Origin of the sequence: Ochrobactrum sp. C6C9, assembly GCF_022627935.1 — a bacterium.
Classification (GTDB): Bacteria; Pseudomonadota; Alphaproteobacteria; order Rhizobiales; family Rhizobiaceae; genus Brucella; species Brucella teleogrylli.
In genome coordinates this window covers 1-761 of record NZ_JABXGB010000099.1, presented here as the reverse complement: position 1 = coordinate 761, position 761 = coordinate 1, and the positions used below count along the sequence as shown (strand labels likewise).

Genomic DNA, 761 nt, shown 5'->3' with positions numbered 1-761 from the left:
TACATCCCAGGCACCGAAACCTGCCTGCGCATCCATGGTTACGTCCGTTACGACGTAAAGGGCGGCGACAACGTCTACACCGGCGAAGACCGCAAGGGCTGGGACAAGGGCGCTCGTTTCGCGCTCCGCACCTCGACCGCTTCGGAAACCGAATACGGCACGCTGAAGACCTACACCGAAACCCGCTTCAACTACGGTGCAGCCAATTCCCGTCATGACGGTTATTACGGCGGCTACCAGTTTGACGAAGACACCGTCTGGGGTGGCGTTGGTTCCGACGTTGCTCTGCAGTTCGCTTACATCGAACTCGGCGGCCTGAAGGTCGGTATTGATGAGTCTGAATTCCAGACCTTCACCGGCTACCTCGGCGATGTCATCAACGATGACGTGGTCGCAGTTGGCGGCTATCGCACGGGCAAGATCTCGTACACCTTCACCGGCGGCAACGGCTTCTCGGCTGTGATCGCTCTTGAACAGGGTGACGACGGCTTCACCATCGACGGCTACATGCCGCACGTTGTAGGCGGCCTGAAGTATGCAGGCGGCTGGGGTTCGATCGCTGGCGTTGTAGCTTACGACTCGGTCATCGAAGAGTGGGCTGCCAAGGTTCGCGGCGACGTCAACATCACCGACCGCTTCTCGCTCTGGTTGCAGGGTGCATACTCTTCGGAAGAATCTCCGCTGCAGATGTACGGCCAGTGGGGCGGCGATTGGGCTGTCTGGGGTGGTCTGAAGTTCAAGGCAACCGACAAGGCTGTCTT

General features: G+C 59.3%; 1 protein-coding gene. It reads left to right on the top strand.

The window, feature by feature from the left end; translation table 11 throughout:
* On the top strand, positions 1-761 hold a 761-nt coding region (locus tag HWD97_RS24225), incomplete at both ends, for a porin (protein WP_371835805.1).